17 protein-coding genes are annotated in these 19,246 nt (G+C 71.9%); 6 read left to right on the forward strand and 11 right to left on the reverse strand.

Annotated elements, in window-relative coordinates; genetic code table 11:
- Positions 1–2: 2 nt before the first annotated feature.
- The 9 genes from ABIC70_RS17915 to ABIC70_RS17955 form a co-directional block, all read right to left on the reverse strand.
- Entirely contained in the window at positions 3–716 is a 714-nt protein-coding gene (locus tag ABIC70_RS17915; RefSeq protein WP_354440400.1) for a hypothetical protein, read from the reverse strand.
- Entirely contained in the window at positions 713–2,023 is a 1,311-nt protein-coding gene (locus ABIC70_RS17920) for a tyrosine-type recombinase/integrase (RefSeq protein ID WP_354440402.1), read from the reverse strand. The genes ABIC70_RS17915 and ABIC70_RS17920 overlap by 4 nt, the downstream gene beginning before the upstream one ends.
- A gap of 525 nt (positions 2,024–2,548) precedes the next feature.
- Positions 2,549–2,722, reverse strand: a complete 174-nt coding sequence (locus tag ABIC70_RS17925; RefSeq protein ID WP_306307448.1) for a hypothetical protein — start codon at positions 2,720–2,722, stop codon at positions 2,549–2,551.
- A 314-nt stretch (positions 2,723–3,036) separates the two neighbouring features.
- Entirely contained in the window at positions 3,037–3,429 is a 393-nt protein-coding gene (copM, locus tag ABIC70_RS17930) for a CopM family metallochaperone (RefSeq protein ID WP_354440404.1), read from the reverse strand.
- Positions 3,430–3,454: 25 nt separating this feature from the next.
- Complete coding sequence (locus ABIC70_RS17935) at positions 3,455–3,820, reverse strand: hypothetical protein (protein WP_053611260.1); 366 nt, start codon at positions 3,818–3,820, stop codon at positions 3,455–3,457.
- A 19-nt stretch (positions 3,821–3,839) separates the two neighbouring features.
- A complete protein-coding gene (locus ABIC70_RS17940; protein ID WP_354440406.1) occupies positions 3,840–6,989 on the reverse strand; it encodes an efflux RND transporter permease subunit in 3,150 nt (1,049 codons plus the stop codon).
- Positions 6,990–7,000: 11 nt separating this feature from the next.
- Positions 7,001–8,734, reverse strand: coding sequence for an efflux RND transporter periplasmic adaptor subunit (locus tag ABIC70_RS17945; protein WP_354440408.1), 1,734 nt, complete (start codon positions 8,732–8,734; stop codon positions 7,001–7,003).
- An 87-nt stretch (positions 8,735–8,821) separates the two neighbouring features.
- On the reverse strand, positions 8,822–9,262 hold the full coding sequence (locus ABIC70_RS17950; RefSeq protein ID WP_354440410.1) for a hypothetical protein: 441 nt from the start codon (positions 9,260–9,262) through the stop codon (positions 8,822–8,824).
- Positions 9,263–9,382: 120 nt separating this feature from the next.
- Positions 9,383–9,595 carry a heavy-metal-associated domain-containing protein gene (locus ABIC70_RS17955; RefSeq protein ID WP_043756622.1) on the reverse strand — a complete coding sequence of 71 codons (213 nt, stop codon included), beginning with the start codon at positions 9,593–9,595 and terminating at the stop codon, positions 9,383–9,385.
- A 402-nt stretch (positions 9,596–9,997) separates the two neighbouring features.
- On the opposite strand from ABIC70_RS17955, the gene chrA reads away from it, so the two are divergent.
- Positions 9,998–11,239: a chromate efflux transporter gene (gene chrA, locus ABIC70_RS17960; RefSeq protein ID WP_354440412.1), complete on the forward strand. Its 1,242-nt coding sequence runs from the start codon at positions 9,998–10,000 to the stop codon at positions 11,237–11,239.
- A 174-nt stretch (positions 11,240–11,413) separates the two neighbouring features.
- Here the strand turns inward: chrA and ABIC70_RS17965 are convergent, their stop codons facing one another.
- Both ABIC70_RS17965 and ABIC70_RS17970 read right to left on the reverse strand, forming a co-directional pair.
- Positions 11,414–12,547, reverse strand: a complete 1,134-nt coding sequence (locus ABIC70_RS17965; RefSeq protein WP_354440414.1) for a nickel/cobalt efflux transporter — start codon at positions 12,545–12,547, stop codon at positions 11,414–11,416.
- Between the two features lie 10 nt (positions 12,548–12,557).
- Positions 12,558–12,836 (reverse strand): metal/formaldehyde-sensitive transcriptional repressor, encoded by a 279-nt coding sequence (locus ABIC70_RS17970; protein ID WP_043389372.1) that lies wholly within the window; start codon positions 12,834–12,836, stop codon positions 12,558–12,560.
- 88 nt (positions 12,837–12,924) lie between these two features.
- Between ABIC70_RS17970 and ABIC70_RS17975 the strand changes: the two genes are divergently transcribed.
- The 5 genes from ABIC70_RS17975 (at position 12,925) to ABIC70_RS17995 (ending at position 19,158) form a co-directional block, all read left to right on the forward strand.
- A complete protein-coding gene (locus ABIC70_RS17975) occupies positions 12,925–13,128 on the forward strand; it encodes a DUF1289 domain-containing protein (RefSeq protein WP_043756617.1) in 204 nt (67 codons plus the stop codon).
- A gap of 186 nt (positions 13,129–13,314) precedes the next feature.
- The gene (locus ABIC70_RS17980; RefSeq protein ID WP_043756616.1) at positions 13,315–13,641 is read left to right on the forward strand and encodes a YnfA family protein; all 327 of its coding nucleotides are present in this window, start codon (positions 13,315–13,317) and stop codon (positions 13,639–13,641) included.
- Positions 13,642–14,048: 407 nt separating this feature from the next.
- Positions 14,049–14,429 (forward strand): hypothetical protein, encoded by a 381-nt coding sequence (locus ABIC70_RS17985; protein ID WP_354440417.1) that lies wholly within the window; start codon positions 14,049–14,051, stop codon positions 14,427–14,429.
- Positions 14,430–14,554: 125 nt separating this feature from the next.
- On the forward strand, positions 14,555–15,898 hold the full coding sequence (locus ABIC70_RS17990) for an efflux RND transporter periplasmic adaptor subunit (RefSeq protein WP_043356628.1): 1,344 nt from the start codon (positions 14,555–14,557) through the stop codon (positions 15,896–15,898).
- Between the two features lie 11 nt (positions 15,899–15,909).
- The gene (locus ABIC70_RS17995) at positions 15,910–19,158 is read left to right on the forward strand and encodes an efflux RND transporter permease subunit (protein ID WP_354440419.1); all 3,249 of its coding nucleotides are present in this window, start codon (positions 15,910–15,912) and stop codon (positions 19,156–19,158) included.
- Positions 19,159–19,246: the final 88 nt, after the last annotated feature.

The raw sequence follows: 19,246 nt of genomic DNA on the forward strand, positions 1-19,246 counted from the left end.
GCTCACCCCGAACGCATTTGCAACCCGGTCCCAACAGGACCAGAACCAGAACGGACTCTGGTTATGAACGGGGGCAAACACGGGGCAAGGTCAGCGGCAGTAGCATCGGTAAGCGCTATCTCGGCAAACCTCAGGAGTGGCGTCACACTGTCATCGTCATCCGCGCTCGCATTCGAAGGTAGAGACGTCCGCAGGCCGTTGTCTTCGAAGAGGCGGAACACGTCCCGGGTCAGCATCCAGATCGGGAAGTTCTTCTTTGGTCCACGCTTGCTGTTCGGCCCGCGGTAGCGATCGGCTTCTTTCTCTATGCCGCGCTGCATGCTGACCATGAACGAAAGCACATCTTGGGGAATTTGGGCGAGGCCCTCCCCGAGCTCGCCATTCTGGTCGATGCTCTCGGCGATCGCTGCCTGGACGCTTTCAGCCACGCGAGGATCGAGCTTGCCCTCAAGGTGCAGTTTCAGGGTGCCGAATGGATCCGCGGCGGCCCGTGAAAGCTCTGCTGCCAGTGCGTGATTGTCGACCGGATCGGCGTGCTCGCTGAGCAGCATGTCGACGTAGCCCTGGATAATGCTGCTGTAGGCGCGGAGGAACCTGCGGTCTGGATCGGCGCCCACCACCTCTGCCGCTCGTGCGGCGTTGCCGTAGCTGGCGATGGGCGTGGTTTCGGCCACCACGGGGAGGGCCGCTGGGGCAGTGGCGCTGCCGGCGCTCATGACCGCGCCCCCTGCCCTGCCCTCGCGTCCGCAAGGCTGGCGACTCCGGTACCGGTCCCCAGCCCGAGCGTTGGGAAATTCGCGCGGATGGTATCGGCCACATAGTTGGGCGCGAGGTGGGCGTAATGGCGTTCCGTCATCCGCGTATCGGCGTGGCCGAGCTGGGTGGCGATGACCTGCATGGGGACGCCGCGCATAGCGAGAGCGCTGCCGTGCGTGTGCCGTAGGACATGGAAGCCGGCCGCCGGCACGATGCCGGCGCGGCGGCAGCCCTCGACCATCGGGCGGATCTGGTGCGACATGCCCCACGGCCGGCCGTCGTCGTGCGCGAACACCAGGGCAGAGCCTGGCCGCCCGGCGGTGAGGTCCCGGAAGAGGGCGCGCGCCTCGTCGGTCAGCACGACATGGCGGCCCTTGCCGCCCTTGCCGCGCCGTACCGAGGCGGTGCCGGCGTCGAGGTTCACATCCGAGACCTTGAGGCGGCCGAGTTCGCCGTAGCGCATGCCGGTGAGCAAGGCGCCCTGCACGAGGCGCCGGAACTCGGGCTCGGCGGCGTTCACGAGGCGCCGGCACTCGTCCTCGGTGAAGAACCGGACAACCGGAGCGTCAACTTCGCGGAACGGCTTCACCGCCCGCCAAGCTGCATCTGACTGGGCGTGCCGCTCGGCGAAGGCATGATTCAGCGCGGCCTTGAGGATCGTGAGGATCCGGTTGGCGGTGGCGCGCCGAGCGCGCACCGCCTCGGGATCGTCATCGATCTCGGCGAGCTGCTGCTCCTCCCCTGCCCTCGTCCGGAGGCGCCGGGCCGCGCCGGCCAAGCCATGATGCCAGTCCCGGATCTTGCGGGTCGTCAGCTTGTCCAGGACGAGCTTGCCGAGCGCGGGCCGCACGTGGACGTCGGCGGCCGTCCGGGTCGCGTTCTCGCTCTTGCCGCCCTTGGCGATGTAGTGCGCGAGATAGTCGTCCAGGGCATCGCTGACCGTGTACGGCCCGGCGCGCTGCTCAGGCGCGCCGAGGTCCCGACGCTCCTCTGCCTGCCACCACGTGCGCGCGGCGGCGAGAGCGTGCTTGTAGGCCAGCACCTTCACGCCGTCGGCGTCGGTCTCGTCGTCCGCGACGCCAAGCGTGGTCTCAAGGTATCGGGTGTCGACGTAGCGCCTGGCACGCCAGACCCCTCCCCGCTCGCCGCGGCGGTAGCCCAGCTGCAGGCCGCCTTCAACAGACCGCCAGTAGGGCTTGCGGGATGGCGCCAGCCGCAGCCGGGCGGCGCGAGTATCGAGCGTTGCCTCACGAAGTGTGCGGGACATGCGTGGCCTCGAATGACCCCAAGTTTGGCCCAATATACGTGGGCGAACAAACGGGGACCGGTTCGGACGGTATCACACTAAGTGCTTGATAACGCAACATCCAAGCGCGTCCGGGAATGTCCCAAAACGTCTGACTAGTGGCTCTTTCACGGCGAAAACACGGGTTCGATTCCCGTAGGGCGCGCCAGCACATTCAAGCCCGTAGCTGAAGGTGCTGGTGCGGCTCACATGGCTGTTTCACACCGTTCGCTCAGACCGTGTCAGGCCATGGATGCCAGCCCATGGACCCGCGAGTGATGCCCGTTCGGCACGTGAGGGGCGTACGCGGCCCGCTCGGAGGCTGACCGTCCCGTGGTGGTGCGCCTCCAGCGTGGCGTGCCGCCCGCGGAAGGGGCCTCAGTCCACGGCGAGCGGGCGCCGACGGGCCGGACCACATGCCCCACGCGTCTCAGCCGGGGGCCGGATCGCCGGGTTGAAGAGCCGCAGGGAGCGGCCGGCCCCCCGGGAAGAGGCCGACGACCCCGCTCACGGGGGCATCGCCAGCATCCGGACCGCCAGGGCGACCATCATCACGCTCTCGGTCAGCGCGACGAAGCCGGGCGGCACCGTGCTCGCCCCGCCGGCGCAGGCGCACTCGATGTCGCGCCCTTCGAGGTCGACCGCCTTGAACACCGCGTTGGCCGGCACGGAGGTCGGCATGTTCGGGCGTGGGCCGCCTTGCCGAGACGGCGCTGCAGGTCGTCGATGAAGGTCCGGGGCGTCGGTTTGACCGGGGGCTCGTCCTTGAGGCGTTCGGCCTCATCGCGGGCCGTGAGCCTGCGGTCCTCGACCGCGAAGCCCCCGCATTCGCGCAGGTCCTCGGCCTTCAGGCCGGAGGGACAGAGGCGCGCGGAGGGGGCCATGCGGTGGAGCGTGGCCTTGCGGGCGGCATGCATCGGTTGCCCCTGGACAGGCGCGGGTGGAATCGGGACGCGGACCGGGCGCCCCTGTCGGCGGCCCGGCGCCGGCGGCGACTACCGGCCGTGCCGCTTCAGCCACGCCTCCATGTCGGCGATCTCCGTGGTCTGGTCGGCGATGATCTTCCGGGCCATCGCCTGCGTGGCGGGGTCCCGGGCGTATTTCAGCGCGACCTCGGCCATGGCGACCGCGCCCTTGTGGTGCGGGATCATGTGCGTGCGGAAGTCGACGTCGGGGTTGCCGGTGTAGGGGACGTCCATGTCCGTCATCATCGCCTGGTCGGCGGCCTTGAACGCCCGGGTCGAGGCGTCGTCCTTCGGGTCCGGCTTCATCGATCCCCTCCCCTGGCCGGACATGGAACCGTGGTCGTGCAGGCCCTGTGCGCGGGCGGTGCCGGCGAGGCCTGCGGTCAGCAGGGCGGCGGCGAGGAGGGTCCGGGCGACGGTCATGGAAGAGATCCCTTCGGTGGTCGGTTCAGTTGAACTTGCCGCTGACGGTGGCCCCGTCCGGGGCGGCGAGCTGCACGGCGCCCTTCGGGCGGTCGCCGAGCGCCGCCGGGGCCTTCCCGGTCAGGCGGTTGCCGTCGGCCGGCTCCAGCGGCACGCGGGCGGGCTTGCCGCCGGCCACGAGGATGGCCGTCCCCCTGAAGCCCGCGACGGGGACCGGCGCCTGCGTGCCGTCCGACACGTAGACGTCGACGGTCTCGCCCCGGGTGACGAGTTCGACGTGGAAGTCGCCGGCGTCGGCGACGCGCCCGCCGTGCCGGCCCGCAGTCTCGTGGGCGTCGGCGGCGGTTGCGGCCAGCAGGCCGGCGGCAAGGGTTAGGCTCGTTCGGATCATGCGCGTGTCTCCTCGGGGGTCAGTACGCCTCGGCCGGGCGCGGGGGCGTGCCCGACGGCGATGGGTGGGCCGGGGCTTCGGCGTGGAGGGCGCGCAGCCGTTCCAGCGACGTGCGGCCGAAGCGCAGGAACAGGACGGGGGTCAGGACGGTGTCGAGCAGCGTCGCGCTGACGAGGCCGCCGAAGATCGTCACCGCCACCGGGTGCAGGATCTCCTTGCCGGGGCTCGCCGCATCGTAGAGCAGCGGCACCAGCGCGACGCCCGCCGAGAGCGCCGTCATCAGCACGGGGGTCAGCCGCTCCAGGCTGCCGCGCACCGCGAGGTCGGGCCCGAACGGCACGCCCTCGTGCAGCGACAGGTTCAGGTAGTGGCTGATCTTCAGGATGCCGTTGCGCGCGACGATCCCGGTCAGCGTGATGAAGCCGATCATCGACGCCACCGAGAGCGGCTGGCCCACGAGCCAGAGGGCGGCCACCGAGCCGATGAGCGCCAGCGGGACGTTGCCCATGATGATCAGGGCGAGGGCGGCCGAGCGGTAGCGGCTGAACAGGATGGCGAAGACCAGGGCCAGGGACAGCGCGGAAAGCGCCGCGATGGTCCGGCTCGCCTCCTCCTGCGCCTGGAAGGTGCCCTCCAGGCTGGTGAAGAAGCCGGGCGGCAGCGGCTCCTTGGCCACGGCCTCGCGGATGGCCGCCACCACGGTCGCCATGTCGCTTGCGCCGTCGGTGTTGGCCTGGACGACGATGCGGCGGCGGGCGTTCTCGCGCAGGATCTGGTTCGGCCCGTCCGTCTCGCGGATGTCGGCCACCTGCCGCGCCGGCACCCAGCCCGACGGTGTCTCCAGGAGGAGATCGCCCAGCCCCGCGGTCGTCCGCCGGTCCTCGGACAGGCGCAGCACCACGTCGAAGCGGCGCACGCCATCCACGATCGTCGAGACCACCCGCCCGTTCGACAGGCGGCTGATCTGCTCGACGATTGCGGCCGGCTGAACCCCGTAGAGGGCCGCCCGGGTATAGTCGACCCGCACCTCCAGCTGCGGAATGCGCACCTGCCGCTCGACCTGCAGGTCGGCGAGGCCCGGAATCGCCGCCAGCCGGTCGCGCAGGGCGTTGGCCACCCGGCGCAGGCCGTCGAGGTCGTCGCCGAACACCTTCAGGGCGATCTCGGCGCGGACGCCCGAGAGCATGTGGTCGAGCCGGTGCGCGATCGGCTGGCCGACATTCACCGCCACCGGCAGGGCGGCGAGGCGTCCGCGGATGTCGGCGACGAGCGCCTCCTTCGGACGCGCGGCGTCCGCGTCGAGGGCGACCTCGATCTCGGAGGCGTGGACCCCCTCGGCGTGCTCGTCGAGTTCGGCGCGGCCGGTCCTGCGGCCCACCGCCTTCACGCCCCGGATGTCGAGGAGCAGCCGCTCGGCGATGAGCCCGACCCGGTCGCTCTCGGCGAGGGAGATGCCCGGACGGAACGTCATGTTGACCGTGAAGGAGCCCTCGTTGAACGGCGGCAGGAAGGCCCGGGGCAGGTTCCAGGCGGCCACGCTCGCGGCCGCCACCGCCACGGCGACGGCGCCGACGAGCCGGCCCTGGTGCCGGAAGGCGGCCCCCAGCAGGGCGGCGTTGGCCCGCTTGAGCAGGGCCAGGAAGCGGCTGTCGTGTTGCTCCAGGTTCCTGAGCCCCGGCAGCAGCAGGGAGGCCAGCACCGGGGTCAGGGTGATGGAGGTGAGCAGGCTCGCCAGGATGGAGATGATGTAGGCCTGCCCCAGGGGGGCGAAGAGCCGGCCCTCGATGCCCGACAGCGCGAAGAGCGGGACGAAGACCAGGATGATGATCAGCGTCGCGTAGACGATGCCGGACCGGACCTCGTTCGAGGCCTCCACCACCACCTGGAACACGCTCTTCGGGTTGCCGGCCTTCCGGTTCTCGCCGAGCCGGCGAAAAATGTTCTCGACGTCGACCACCGCGTCGTCGACGAGTTCGCCGATGGCGATGGCGAGGCCGCCGAGCGTCATCGTGTTGATGGAGAGCCCGAACAGGTGGAACACCGCGGCGGTCGTCAGCACCGAGACCGGGATGGCGAGCAGCGAGATGGCCGTGGTCCGGACGTTCAGCAGGAAGGCGAACAGCACCGCCGCCACCACCAGCACCGCCTCGACGAGGACGCCCTCGACGTTGCGGATCGAGGTCTCGATGAAGTCGGCCTGCCGGAACAGGATCCGGTCGGCCCGGATGCCGGCCGGCAGCGTCGGCGCCATCTCCTTCAGGGCGGTCTCGATCCTGCGGGTCAGCCGCACCGTATCGACGTCGGGCTGCTTCTCCACCGAGACGATGACCGCGGGCTTGGCCATGTACCCGGCGTCGCCGCGCTTCACCTTCGCGGCGAAGGAGACCTCGGCAACCTGGCGCAGGGATACGGGCGCGTCGTTGACCGTCGCGACCACGAGGTTGCGCAGGTCGTCGAGGCTCAGGGTGCGGCCGATGTTCCGGATCAGGTATTCGCGGGCGTTCTGGTCGGTGAAGCCTCCGCCGGCATTCGTGCCGAACTGCGCGAGCGCGGTCTCCAGCTGCACGTTGGTCACCCCGAGCGCGCGCATGGCGGCCGGGTTCGGGCCGATCCGGAACTGGCGCACCTCACCGCCGATGGGGATGACCTGCGCGACGCCCGGAATGGTCAGCAGCCGCGGCCGCAGGGTGAAGTCCGCGACCTCGCGCACCTGCATCGGGCTCGCCGTCGCGCTCGTGACCGCCACCAGCAGGATCTGGCCCATGATGGAGGAGATGGGGGCCATCACCGGGGTCACGCCCCGGGGCAGCTGGTTCTGCACGAGCGCCAGACGCTCCGCGACCTGCTGGCGATTCCGGTAGATGTCGGTGCCCCAGTCGAATTCGACATAGGTGATGGACAGCCCCACACCCGAGACCGAGCGCACCCGGGTGACGCCCGGGAGTCCGTTCATCCGGGTCTCGATGGGGTAGGTGACGAGCTGCTCGACCTCCTGGGGGGCGTACCCCTCCGCCTCCGTCATGAGGGTGACGGTCGGCTTGTTGAGATCGGGGAAGACGTCGACCGGCAGCTTGGTGGCGGCGAAGGCGCCGTACAGCACCAGCGCCGCGGCGAGCGCGAGGACGAGCAGGCGGTTGCGGACCGACTGGCCGACGAGGACGGTGAACATCGCGGGCCTCCTCAGCGCACTTGGTCGAGGAGTTCGGCACCCTGGGTCACGACCCGCCGGCCGGGCCCCATCCCCTCGGCGACCAGCACGCGGCCGCCGTCGAGCGGCTCGACGCGCACCGGCCGCGCCTCGAACCGCTCGGCGCTGGTGTGCTCGTAGACGACGTCCTGCCCGTTGCCGGTCCGCACGACCGCCGCGCGCGGCAGGGCCAAGCCCGCCTGCTCGCGGTCCGTCGCGGCGAGCACGGTGACGAACTGCCCGACGCGCAGGCCCGACGCGTCGCCCTGGACCGCGAACTGGACCGGGATGGCCTGGTTGCGGTCGGCGAGCCCCGAGCCCTGGTAGGCGAGCGTCAGGAGCCGGCCGTCGGCGAGCCGCGCCGTGGCGTCCTGCGCCGCCGTGAGGGCATCGAAACTCAGCGCCTCGACCCAGAGGCGGTTCGGGTCGACGATCTGGAAGACCATCTGCCCGGGGCTCGCCATCTGCCCGGCGACCGCCGCGGCCTGCGCGACCACGCCATCCACCGGGGAAACCAGCGGCTCGGGCTCCCGGCGGATCCGGTCGAGGGCCGCGCGCCGGTCCTGCAGGCCCTTGAACTCGGCCAGAGCGTCGTCGAGCTGGGTCTGGGCCACCGCCCCCGTCAGGGCGAGACGCCTGTAGCGGTCGACCCGGCGCTCGACGATGGAGATCTGCTGGTCGAGGTCGCCCTGCGTCTGGCGCATGTCGGAGAGGTCGACGGCCTGGATCGGCGGGGTGACGGTGGCCAGCACCTCGCCCCGGCGCACCCGGGTGCCGAGGCGGGGAAACAGCCCCGAGGCCGGAGGCGAGAGGCGGCCGCCGACCGAGGATTGCACGACACCGCTCGCATTCGGATCCGGGATGATGCGGCCGGGGAGTTCCACCGCGCGGTGGAACCGGCCCTGCTCGGTCATCGTCGTGCGCAGAACCAGCAACCGCTGGGTGGGCTTGGGCACGAAGACGGAGCCGTCGGGCAGGCGCTGGGCGAGATCGGAGGATCCGGACGGGCGCGGCTCGGTCAGGGCGGCACCCTGCACGGCCGGGCCGTGGTCCTCGTCGCCATGCGCGAAGGCGGCCGTGCCGAGGACGAGGGTGATGCCGATGGCGAGCAACGCCACCGCCGGGACGCTGCGGCGCCCGCGTGCGAGCCCGGTCACCAGCATGCCGAGCAGGAAGGCGACGACGACCGCGCCGACCAGGGTCGGATCCTTCTGCCCGAGGCGCGCGCGAACCTCCTGGGCGACCTCGGACACGCGCGACAGGGCGGCCCGCCCCGGTGACGGCTCGGCGGGCGCCGCGGCCGCGCGGCCGGAGGGGTCCGGCACGGCGACCGCGACGGTCAGGACGTCGACGTCCCCGCCCGCCGTGACGGTGGCGACGAATTCGTGCCGGCCGGGCGCCGACATCCACGGGGCCGTGAGCGCGTAGCCGCCCTCCGGCGTGGCGGTCGCGGTCTTCGGGCCGTCCGGCGTCTCGACATCGATGGTCGCGCCGGTCACCGGCTCGTTCGTCCGGAAGCGGTCGAGGAACAGCGTCAGGGTGCCGTCGCGCGGGACGGCGACCAGTTCGAAGGTCTCCGAGAGGGCCTCGCCGCGGGGGGCGATGGTCTTCGAGACGGGCGGCGGGGCCGCGCCGTGGTCATGGCCCTCATGGGCGAGCGCGGATCCCGCCAGGACGGCGGCAAGCGGCGCCATCGCGCCCAGGGCGGCGGCAAGACGGGTCGACATGGAAACGGTATTCCTCGCGGTGGGGATGCCGGGCGCGGCCGTTCGCGGGCGCAGCTCGGGCGTCGCGCGCCTCGGGCGCGCCTCATCTCAGGCGAGGGTTCGTGGGGGTTTGGGCAGGGTCTCGGGGTCGGTGCCGACGCGGCCGGAGACGTCCCCCGGGATCTGCGTGCCGGTCCGGAACAGGGACGGGACGAGGGCGTCGGACCCGGACAGGACGCCGGTCGCGCAGCAGGACATCGTCCCGCAGCAGCGGGTCTTGCAACCGGGCCGGCAACACGCGTCCCCGGTCGGCGCGATGTACGCCGCCTCGACGGCCGTGGTGACGACCTTGGACCACGTGGGCGCCGCGGCGCGAACCGTCGGCTTCGCCGCCACCGCCACCGCCACCGCCGCCGCCGTCGCCTTCGGCTGCGCCGCGGCCATGTGGCGGCCGTGGCCCCCATGGCCGCCATGACCCCCATGGCCCTCGTGGGCCTGGGCGGCGGACGGCGCGACGTAGGCGATGATCGCGAGGATCATCGCCGCCATCAGGCGCGCGATCTGCCGGTCGAAGCACATGGAATCAGGATTACACCGGTTCGGGTGGCGGGACCATGTCGGGCATGGGACGTCCATGCACAGCGCAGGTTGGGTTGGCGGCCCGAAGCATCAGGCCGCCGCGAGCATCGGCTCGGCCGGATAGCCGGCGGCGACGAGAACCTGGGCGATCCGCTCGGCCGGAGCCGAGGCGTTCGACACGGTGACGCGCTTCGCACCGAGGTCGACCTCGACATGGGCGCCGGGATCGATGGCTTGAACGGCGCGGGTCACGGATTCGGCGCAGCCACCGCAGCCCATCCTGTCGACCTTGAAGCGGACCATGACGTTCTCCTTCGGATGCCGTCCCGACGAGATGGGGCTTCCCACCGTTGGAAGGTCAAGCCCCCGGGATCGTCGGGCCTCGGCGTGCCGGCGGGCCTCGGCGTGACGGCGTAGACCGGTGGCCGGTCCCGGGCCGTTGTCGGCCGTTTTGCCGATGACCTTGCCGGGGGGCGATCCCCGGCGGGACCGGGGCGAGACAGGCCTGCGCGGGTGGCTTGTACCGGTCCCTCGATCCCGATACCGACATGCGACACCGCAGGATGGCGCCGCGATCCCGACGGATGCGACCGCAGGGCGCGGCGGGCTTCGCGGGGGCGCCGTCGGAGGCCGTCCGATGCGGGACGCCGCTCGCGAACGCATGGCCGGCCGTCCCCCCGCCGGCACGACGGAGCGAGGCCGCCCATGACCGAAGCCCCCGCGGCCGCCGAGGCGCGGCGTACCGATCCCGCCTCGGCGGGCGCGTCCGGCTCCGCCGGGGAGGTGTTCCGCGCCTTCTTCAAGCTCGGCCTGACCTCGTTCGGCGGCCCGGTCGCGCATCTCGGCTATTTCCGCGACGAGTTGGTCATACGGCGCCGGTGGCTGGACGAGCGTGGCTATGCCGACCTCGTGGCGCTGTGCCAGTTCCTGCCCGGGCCGGCGTCAAGCCAGGTCGGGTTCTCGCTCGGGGTTCTGCGCGGCGGGCTTCTCGGCGGGCTCGCGGCCTGGACGGCCTTCACCCTGCCCTCCGCCCTGCTGCTTCTGGCCTTCGCCTCCGGCGCCGGCGCCCTGTCCGGCCCGGTGGCCGAGGGCGCGATCCACGGGCTCAAGCTGGTCGCCGTCGCGGTGGTCGCGCAGGCGGTCTGGGGCATGGCCCGCGCGCTGGCGCCGGATCGGCCGCACGCCGGCATCGCGGTGGCGGCGCTGTTCCTCACCGTGTTGGTCGCCGGGTCGGTCGGTCAGGTCGGGGCCATCGCGCTCGGTGCCCTCGCCGGCCTCGTGCTCTGCCGGCTGCCGCCGCAGGAGCAGGCCGGGCTTCTCGCCTTCCCGGTGTCCCGACGGGCCGGCGCAATCGGCCTGCTCGCCTTCGCGCTGCTCCTCGTCGTCCCTCACCTGCTGGCCGCCAGTCTGCAATCCCAGGCTCTGGCGCTGTTCGATGCCTTCTACCGCTCCGGGGCTCTGGTGTTCGGCGGCGGCCACGTGGTCCTTCCGCTGCTGCAGGCCGAGGTGGTCGCCCCGGGCTGGGTCGGCCCCGGCACCTTCCTCGCCGGATACGGGGCCGCCCAGGCCGTGCCCGGGCCGCTGTTCACCTTCGCGGCCTATCTCGGAGCCGTCGCCGGACCGGCACCCCACGGCGTGGTCGGTGCGGCCATCGCGCTGGTCGCGATCTTTCTGCCCGGTCTGCTGCTGGTCTACGGCATGCTGCCCTACTGGGACGCGCTCCGGACGCGACCGCTGGCCCAGGCGGCCATGCGCGGGACCAACGCGGCGGTGGTCGGAATCCTCGGCTCCGCGCTCTACGATCCCGTCTGGACCAGCGCGGTCGGGAACGCGCGCGACTACGCGGTGGCCGTTCTCGCCTTCGGGCTCCTGACCGTCGGCCGGACGCCGCCCTGGATGGTCGTCGCACTCACGGCCCTGGGCGGCGTCGCCCTGGCCCTGCTCTGACGGATCGCTGTCGAGGCCTCGGGCAGCCGTGCGCGATCCGGCCGCCTGCTGAGACCTTCCGGGGGAATCGCCTGCCATGCCCGAGCCCGTCCGTTTCCGGCCGTGCGATAGGCTGTCAGCCCTGGGCCGGAAGGTCGAGGCCGCCGCCGGCGTTTCAGACCCGGCAGTCGTCGCTCACCCGACCGATGTCCCGACCGATGTCCCGGACTGGGCCGCCTGCGCCGCGGCGGCGTGGCGGAGGCCGTCCCAGCCGAGCCAGCCGGTGTAGAGGCCGACCAGCACGATCAGCGCCGCCGAGGCGTACGGCGCCCGGCGTGCGAACGCGCCGAACCCGGACCAGCGGCCGGCCACGTGCCGCACGCTCAAGGCCGCGACGACGCCGGCCGAGACCATCGTGAGCGCCAGCCCGATGCTGAAGCAGGCGACCAGCGCGAAGCCGAGGCTCAACTGCTTGAGCTGGATGCACAGCAGCAGCACCGTGATGGCGGCTGGGCACGGGATGAGCCCGCCGGTCAGGCCGAACAGCACGATCTGCCCCGTGGTCACGGTGCGGCCCTGGAAGCGGCGGCGGATGTCCTCCGCGTGCGCCCTGGCATGGGCGTCGTCCTCGTCGCCGAGGTTCATATGATCGTGGTCGTGGTCGTGCTCCGCGAAGGCGACCTCGTGCATCTCCGACCCGGCCGGGCCGTCGAGGCGGACACGCGCCGTGAACGCGTGGGGCTCGGGGATCTCGTCCCAGCTCTCCAGGAAGCCTTCGCGCGCGACGAATCCGAACGCCTGCCGGGCGCCATCCGGGCGCACCGTCTCGACCGTGACGGCCGCGGGGACCGGCAACGATCCGCCCTCGGCCCGCAGGCGCCAGCGCGGCGGCACGCCGTCCTCGAACACCTCCAGCGTCAGCGCACCGTCGCGCGTGACGATGGGCCGATGCGCGTCAGGGTGGTGATGGTCGTGCGCGTGATGCTGCTCGCGCCAGGTCCGCCACGCCATCCAGAACGCGACGCCGAGGATGAGGGCGGCCGAGGCGAGCTGGAAATACGGCTCGGCGGCCTCGCCGCCCCATTCCCGGCCGAGGTACTGGCCGCCCAGCGCGATGGTCCAGACCACCGCCGTGTGGGAGAGCGTCGCCGCCAGCCCGAGCAGGACCGCCTGCAGGACCGTGCCGCGCACGGCGATGATGAACGCCGCCATCATGGTCTTCGCGTGACCGGGCTCCAGGCCGTGGAGGGCGCCCAGCAGGATCGCGCTCGGCACGAACAGCCAGGCATGGGCGGTCCCCTGCTGCAGCAGGTCGGCGAACGGCGTCATGGGGCGGCCTTCATTTGAGGTAGGTCCGGACCACCTCGATCAGCTCGGCGGCGCCCCGGGCGCGCTCGGCGTCCGGTTCCGCGTCCGGGTTCACGACGTGGTGACGGATGTGGTCTTCCATCAGCTCGGCGGTCAGGCCGTTGATGGCCCCGCGCATCGAGGCGACCAGCATCAGGACGTCGGCGCAGCCGAGTTCGGCCTCCAGGGCCCGCTCGACGGCTTCCGCCTGTCCCTTGATCCGGCGCACCCGCGCCAGGAGCTTGGCCTTTTCCTTGACCGTGTGGGCCATCGCGGGCTTCCTCGTCGTAGTGACGTATAGGGGGGTACCCTATATGTGTCCAGCGGCGGACGGGCCGCCTGGCGTACGGAGCCCTAACATGAAGACGGACGACCCCTGCATCGGGGTTTGCCAGTGGGACGGGCGGACCGGCTGGTGCCTCGGATGCGGCCGCACGGTCCCGGAGATCCGCGCGTGGCGGAAGATGACGCCCTACCGGAAGACCGCTCTCGTTCGCGACCTGCCGCGGCGGATACGGCAGATCGCCGCCGTACAGGCCCAAGCCGGTCCCGACAGGACCTGACGTGGCGCGTGGACGGCAGCGTGCGCCCGGGCGCAGCTTGGCGCCGGCGACGCCCGCACGGTTCGGCCGCCTCAAGCCGGGACGGGAGGAGGTCGAGACGGCGCCGGCCCGCCGCGTGGTCAGGACCGGCGCCTCCGGCCCGTGTCGCCGGTTTGTCGCACGCACGGCGCATGCGAACACGCGCCCATGCTCACCTATCCCGCCTTCGCCGCGGCCGCCTTGGCCGAGATCGCCGGTTGCTTCGCCTTCTGGGCGTGGCTGCGCCTCGACAGATCCCCGTGGTGGCTCGTCCCGGGGATGGCCTCGCTGGCGCTGTTCGCCTCCCTGCTGACCGTCGTGGAGAGCGGGGCGGCGGGACGCACCTATGCGGCCTACGGCGGCATCTACGTCGTCGCGGCCATCCTGTGGCTCTGGGGCTTCGAAGGCCACCGGCCCGACCGCTGGGACATCGCCGGCGGCCTCGTATGCGTGCTCGGCAGCGCCCTCATCCTGTTCGGGCCGCGGGGCGCCTGAGCCTCCGCCGACCGCCCCGGACCGTCGTTCGGTCCGGGGCGGTCCGGGGCGGTCCGTTCCGTCGGCGAAGTCGTGGTTGGGGGGATGGGGGCCCCGTTCATCGAAGAACGACCTGTCCTCGTCGCGGCGCGGATGGTGATGCCGGCCGACGTGGTCGTCGACGTGGTCGTGCGGCCGCCAGTCGCCGGAGCCGCCCGCGGAGGATTGGGCGTCTGGCGCCAGGGCGAAGAGGTGTCGTCTCCTGTCGGGTCTCTCCCGATGCCGGCCGAGCCAGGCTGTCGCGACGGCGTTGAGCCGCGACGGACGGTGACATTCCGCACTCCGTCGGCCGGACCGGCGACCTGACCGCCCGGCGTTTCACCCCCGCGTCTTGTGGCCCGACGCCCGAATCGCCCATAAGGAGCACGATGAAGTCGGCGGGACGCCAGCGAGCCTTCGGGGCCTGGACGGGGTGGTGGGCGACCGTCGCCCGCGCGCTCGCGCTCGTCCTGGCGCTGGCCGTCGCTCTCCCGACCGCCGGCCTCGCCGAGGACCTGGCGTATAATCAGAACCATCCGGGCCACGACCGGACGGAGCTGGTCATGGCGTCGGACCTGACGCCGGCCTCGGCCCGGGCGGCGGATCCCGGCATCGCCTGCCACGTCCATTGCGGCTGCCACGTGGCCATGCCGTCGGACGGCCTCGCCCCCGTTCCGCCCGCCCTGCCGTCCCGACCCTGCTACGCCCCGGTCGACGCGGCGCGCGCCTCGATCTCCCCCGACCGCCTGCCGCGTCCGCCGCGCGCCTGAGGTGACGCCGCGACGGCGCGCGTCCTGAACCCCGGGTCCGAGGCCCCGGGGCCGCTTCCTCACGTCATCGCAACGGGACCGGCCCGGAAGCCGCCACGGCACCGGCGCCCCGACGAGCAGGCATCATGCGCATTCTCCTGACTGCGGCCCTGGTGGCCGCCGGCGTCCTCGTGGGCGCCGCCGTTCCCGCCGTGTCCGGCTTCGTTCGCGGCCTCCTCGCCGCGGCCGGGTTGCCGCCGGCCCTCCACACCTTCGCCGCCGGGCCTGGCCCAGCATCGCCGGGCGAGCCCCGCCACGAAGCGGGCGGCGGCCACGACCACGGCAAGGCCGCCGCCCCCAAGGCGGGCGCAGGCCACGCTCACGGAGCGCACGAGCCTTCCGAAGCCGAGGGCGCGGAGGGGCACGTCACGATGACCGCCGAGCAGATCGAGAACCAGGACATCAAGGTGGCCAAGGCGGAAGGCGGCCTGCTGTCGAGGCACATCCTCGTCCCCGGCACGATCACGCCGGACACGGACCGGATCGCCCGCGTCCCGGTCCGCGTCGTCGGCACGGTGTCCGAGATGCGCAAGCGCCTCGGCGACGACGTGCGGAAGGGGGACGTCGTCGCCGTCCTCGACAGCCGCGAGGTCGCCGACGCCAAGAGCGAGTACCTCACCGCCATGGTCCAGTCCGACCTCCAGAAGGTCAATTTCGAGCGCCAGCAGAGGCTGCTGGCATCCGCGGCGGCATCCCAGGCGGCGTTCGACAACGCCAAGGCCGTGTTCCAGGAGAACCAGCTCCGCGTCGACCTCGCCCGCCAGAAGCTCTCGGCGCTCGGCCTGAACGCCGCCGAGGTCGCCGCCGCGCAGAAACGCGACGAGGCGACGCCCAACGCCTCGACCCTGCGCCAGTACGAGCTGCGGGCGCCCATCTCCGGCCGCATCGTCGAGCGCAAGGTCGATGTGGGCACCGCCGTCGGCAAGGAGGGCGACCCGGCCGACGTCTACACCGTGGCCGACCTCTCGACCGTCTGGATCGAGCTCGCGGTGCCGACCTCGGACCTCGACGAGGTCCGGGAAGGCGCCCGGGTCACCGTGAACCGCGGCGGCCGCAGCGTGCAGGGGAAGGTGGTGTTCGTCAGCCCGCTGCTGAACGCCGACACCCGGTCCGCCCGGGTGGTGGTCTCGCTGCCCAACCAGGACATGGCCTGGCGTCCGGGGACCTACGTCACGGCCGAGGTCGAGACCGAGACGGATCGAGTGCCCGTCCGGGTGACCAAGGCCGCGCTCCAGACCGTCGAGGGCAAGCGCGTCGTCTTCGTGCGCACCGACGAGGGCTTCGAGAAGCGCGAGGTCGAGCTCGGGCGCGCGGACGACGACGCCTACGAGGTGGTCTCCGGCCTCAGGGCCGGCGAGGACATCGCGGTCGCCAATACCTTCCTCCTCAAGGCCGAGCTCGGGAAGAGCGAAGCCGGCCACGACCATTGAGGGGCCGAGACATGATCAGCCGCATCCTCGACGTCTCGGTCCGCCAGCGCTGGCTCGTGCTGCTGCTGTCGCTGCTCGCCGCCGGCTTCGGCGGCTACGCGGTGACGCAGCTGCCCATCGATGCGGTCCCGGACATCACCAACAACCAAGTGCAGATCAACACGACCGCGCCCTCGCTCGCGCCGGTCGATATCGAGAAGCAGGTCACCTACCCGGTCGAGACCGCCCTCGCCGGCATCAAGGGGCTCGAATACACCCGCTCGCTCTCGCGCAACGGCTTCTCGCAGGTCACCGCCGTCTTCGCCGAGACGCTCGACATCTACTTCGCCCGCCAGCAGGTGGCCGAGCGCCTCGCCCAGGTGAGGCGGGACCTGCCCCCCGGGGCAGAGCCCGCCATGGGCCCGATCTCCACGGGCCTCGGCGAGATCTACATGTGGTCGATCCACTACGCGAAGCCCGGCGAGCGAACGCTCTCGAAGGCGGGCGCGCCGGGCTGGCAGCCCGACGGAAGCTACCTGACCCCCGAGGGCCAGCGCCTCAGGACGGCGCTGGAGCAGACCGCGTACCTGCGCACGGTTCAGGACTGGATCATCCGGCCCCAGATCAAGACCGTGCCCGGCGTGGCCGGCGTCGACGGGATCGGCGGCTTCGAGAAGCAGTACCACGTCCAGCCCGACCCCGATAAGCTCGCCTCCCTCGACCTGTCCTTCTCGGACGTCGTCCGGGCGCTGGAGGCGAACAACGCCAACCAGGGCGCCCGCTACCTAGAGGATAACGGCGAGGGCTACGTCGTGCGCGCCGCCGGACGCCTCGAGGACATGGACGACATCGGCAACGTCGTGGTCGCGACCCGCGGCGGCGTGCCGGTCCGGATCCGGGACATCGCCGAGGTCCGCATCGGCCGCGACCTGCGCACCGGCTCGGGCAGCGAGGACGGCCAGGAGGTCGTCATCGGCACCGCCCTGATGCTGATCGGCGAGAACAGCCGCACGGTGGCCGCCGCGGTCGACGCCAAGATGGACCAGATCCGCAGGAGCCTGCCCCCCGGCGTCGCGGTCCAGACCGTCCTCGACCGGACCCGTCTCGTCGAGGCGACGGTGAGGACGGTGGTGAAGAACCTGTCCGAGGGCGCGGCCCTCGTCATCGTCATCCTGTTCCTGCTGCTCGGCAACATCCGGGCGGCCGTCATCACGGCGCTGGTCATCCCGGTGGCGATGCTGATGACCCTGACCGGGATGGTCGAGGCGAAGATCTCGGCGAACCTGATGTCGCTCGGCGCCCTCGACTTCGGCCTCATCGTCGACGGGGCGGTGATCATCACCGAGAACGCCCTGCGCCATCTCGCCGAGAAGCAACACGCCCTCGGGCGGGCCCTCGAGACCGAGGAGCGCCTTCAGACGGTGCGGGCGTCGGCCGAGGAGATGATCAAGCCGTCCCTCTACGGGCAAGCCATCATCATCCTGGTCTACGTGCCGCTCCTGACCTTCACCGGGGTCGAGGGCAAGATGTTCGCGCCGATGGCGCTGACCGTCATCATCGCGCTGGTCTCGGCCTTCATCCTGTCGCTGACCTTCGTGCCGGCGCTGATCGCCATCGTCATCACCGGCACGGTCACCGAGAAGGACAACCTCATCATCCGGGCGCTGAAGGCGGCCTACCGGCCGGTGCTCGGGGCGGCGGTGCGCGGTCCCCTCGCCTTTCTCGGGGCGGCCCTGTTGCTGCTGGTCGGGGCGGGCGTCCTGTTCACCCGGCTCGGGACCGAGTTCATCCCGCAACTCGACGAGAAGAGCATCGCGCTCAACGCCACCCGCATCCCCTCGACCTCGTTGACCCAGTCGCAGGCGATGCAGCTCAAGGTCGAGCAGGTGGTCTCCAAGTTCCCGCAGGTCGCCTACGTGTTCTCGAAGACCGGCACGGCGGAGGTCGCCTCCGACCCGATGCCGCCGAACTCCTCCGACACCTTCGTCATGCTCAGACCGCAGGAGGCGTGGCCGGACCCGAGCCTGTCGAAGGCCGACCTGCAGGCGCAGATCGAGACGGCGGTGGGGGCGCTCGCCGGCAACGTCTACGAGTTCTCGCAGCCGATCCAGCTCCGCTTCAACGAGCTGCTCGCCGGCACCCGGGGCGACCTCGCCGTGAAGGTGTTCGGCGAGGAGTTCGAGCCGATGCTGAAGACCGCCAACCAGATCGCGGCGGCCCTGAAGGGCATCGACGGCGCCGAGGACGTGAAGGTCGAGCAGACGGCGGGCCTGCCGTTCCTGGAGATCAAGATCAACAAGGCCGAGGCCGCCCGCTACGGCCTCAGCACGGGCGCCATCCAGGAGGTCATCGGCGCGGCCATCGGCGGCAAGGATGCCGGCGTCGTCTTCGAGGGCGACCGGCGCTTCCCCATCGTGGTGCGCCTCACCGACACGGTGCGCGAGGACCGCGAGGCCCTGGAGAATATCCCGGTGCCCCTGCCGCCCGGCCCGAACGGCCGTGCGCGTTCGGTCCTGCTCAAGCAGGTGGCGGGCTTCTCGGTCACGGAGGGGCCGAACCAGATCAGCCGCGAGAACGGCAAGCGCCGGGTGGTCGTCACCGCCAACGTGCGCGGGCGCGACATCGGCTCCCTCGTGGCGGAGGCGCAGGCCGAGGTCGGGCAGCAAGTGCCGTTGCCGCCGGGCTCCTTCGTGACCTGGGGCGGCCAGTTCGAGAACCTCGCCTCGGCCAAGCAGCGGCTGATGGTGGTGGTGCCGGCGTGCTTCTTCCTGATCTTCCTGCTGCTCTACTCGGCCCTGGGCTCGCCGCGGGACGCACTGCTGGTGTTCAGCGCGGTGCCGCTGGCGCTGACCGGCGGCATCGTGGCCCTGTGGCTGCGCGGCATGCCGGTCTCGGTGCCGGCGGCGGTCGGCTTCATCGCGCTGTCGGGCGTGGCGGTCCTGAACGGCCTCGTGATGCTGACCTTCATCAAGCAGCTCGTGGCGGAGGGGCGCCCGAAGCGGGAGGCCATCCTGGAGGGCGCGATGATCCGGTTGCGGCCGGTGGCGATGACGGCGCTGGTCGCTTCGCTCGGCTTCGTGCCGATGGCCATCGCCACCGAGACCGGAGCCGAGATCCAGCGGCCGCTCGCCACCGTGGTCATCGGCGGCCTGATCAGCGCGACCCTGCTGACGCTGGTGGTGCTGCCGGCCCTCTACGCCCGCTTCGGCAGGGTCCGGCCCGCGACGGCCACGTCCCGGGCGCGCCAGCCGGAGCCGGTCCACCGCGAGGCCGCAGAGTAGAGGCGTGCGGTCAGTCCTCCCGCTGGGGCGGCCTGGCCCGGCTCATGTCGCGCCGGTCGCAGGGCCGGGCCGCACGCCGGATCCCGGG

This window comes from Methylobacterium sp. 1973 (genome assembly GCF_040545035.1).
GTDB classification, from domain to species: domain Bacteria; phylum Pseudomonadota; class Alphaproteobacteria; order Rhizobiales; family Beijerinckiaceae; genus Methylobacterium; species Methylobacterium fujisawaense.

Coding starts and splice junctions, on each gene's coding strand:
- ABIC70_RS17915 (WP_354440400.1), bottom strand. CDS start 716: ATGAGCGCCGGCAGCGCCACTGCCCCAGCGGCCCTCCCCGTGGTGGCC.
- ABIC70_RS17920 (WP_354440402.1), bottom strand. CDS start 2,023: ATGTCCCGCACACTTCGTGAGGCAACGCTCGATACTCGCGCCGCCCGG.
- ABIC70_RS17925 (WP_306307448.1), bottom strand. CDS start 2,722: ATGCCGACCTCCGTGCCGGCCAACGCGGTGTTCAAGGCGGTCGACCTC.
- copM (WP_354440404.1), bottom strand. CDS start 3,429: ATGACCGTCGCCCGGACCCTCCTCGCCGCCGCCCTGCTGACCGCAGGC.
- ABIC70_RS17935 (WP_053611260.1), bottom strand. CDS start 3,820: ATGATCCGAACGAGCCTAACCCTTGCCGCCGGCCTGCTGGCCGCAACC.
- ABIC70_RS17940 (WP_354440406.1), bottom strand. CDS start 6,989: ATGTTCACCGTCCTCGTCGGCCAGTCGGTCCGCAACCGCCTGCTCGTC.
- ABIC70_RS17945 (WP_354440408.1), bottom strand. CDS start 8,734: ATGTCGACCCGTCTTGCCGCCGCCCTGGGCGCGATGGCGCCGCTTGCC.
- ABIC70_RS17950 (WP_354440410.1), bottom strand. CDS start 9,262: ATGGCGGCGATGATCCTCGCGATCATCGCCTACGTCGCGCCGTCCGCC.
- ABIC70_RS17955 (WP_043756622.1), bottom strand. CDS start 9,595: ATGGTCCGCTTCAAGGTCGACAGGATGGGCTGCGGTGGCTGCGCCGAA.
- chrA (WP_354440412.1), top strand. CDS start 9,998: ATGACCGAAGCCCCCGCGGCCGCCGAGGCGCGGCGTACCGATCCCGCC.
- ABIC70_RS17965 (WP_354440414.1), bottom strand. CDS start 12,547: ATGACGCCGTTCGCCGACCTGCTGCAGCAGGGGACCGCCCATGCCTGG.
- ABIC70_RS17970 (WP_043389372.1), bottom strand. CDS start 12,836: ATGGCCCACACGGTCAAGGAAAAGGCCAAGCTCCTGGCGCGGGTGCGC.
- ABIC70_RS17975 (WP_043756617.1), top strand. CDS start 12,925: ATGAAGACGGACGACCCCTGCATCGGGGTTTGCCAGTGGGACGGGCGG.
- ABIC70_RS17980 (WP_043756616.1), top strand. CDS start 13,315: ATGCTCACCTATCCCGCCTTCGCCGCGGCCGCCTTGGCCGAGATCGCC.
- ABIC70_RS17985 (WP_354440417.1), top strand. CDS start 14,049: ATGAAGTCGGCGGGACGCCAGCGAGCCTTCGGGGCCTGGACGGGGTGG.
- ABIC70_RS17990 (WP_043356628.1), top strand. CDS start 14,555: ATGCGCATTCTCCTGACTGCGGCCCTGGTGGCCGCCGGCGTCCTCGTG.
- ABIC70_RS17995 (WP_354440419.1), top strand. CDS start 15,910: ATGATCAGCCGCATCCTCGACGTCTCGGTCCGCCAGCGCTGGCTCGTG.